This is a genomic window from Streptomyces sp. SID13726 (assembly GCF_010548375.1).
Classification (GTDB): Bacteria; Actinomycetota; Actinomycetes; order Streptomycetales; family Streptomycetaceae; genus Streptomyces.
The window spans coordinates 1-435 of sequence record NZ_JAAGLY010000476.1 but is presented as its reverse complement, the minus strand read 5'-3'; the positions used below and the strand labels follow the sequence as shown (position 1 = coordinate 435).

The window sequence follows — 435 nt, the reverse complement described above, 5'->3', positions numbered from 1 at the left end:
CTCGTCGGCCGGACGCCCCGCCTCCAGTTCCTCCCGCAGCGCCCTCTCCCGTACCCCTGCCCGCAGGTACGGGCTGACCGTGAGGATCCCGTCGTGGATGTCCGACTCGCGCTGCGTCAACCGGATCTCGATGGGCGTCCACGGACCGCCGCCCAGCGCGATGCTGTGCCGCGTCGCGCCCTTCAGCTCCCGGGCCAGCGGGCGCAGCTGCGCGTACCGGCGCCACATGTCCCACTGGTTCATGACGTGCTGGGAGACGAGCGGCAGGACGAACCCGGTCGCGATCAGCAGCGCGGACACGGAGGCGAGGGCCGGAGCGACCTCCGTGCTGAGGACGTCCCAGTCGGCGTCCGCCCAGCGGGCCCCGATGGCGCTGAACTTCGCGATGTCGTAGAGCAGGTTCAGCACGTACCCGAAGGCGATCAGCCCCAGCCC

Annotated in this window: 1 protein-coding gene; it reads right to left on the bottom strand. The window is 71.5% G+C overall.

The window, feature by feature from the left end; all coding sequences use genetic code 11:
* Positions 1 to 435 (bottom strand): DUF6545 domain-containing protein (locus G3I78_RS48660; RefSeq protein ID WP_343244038.1); only part of this gene is annotated, 435 nt, incomplete at both ends.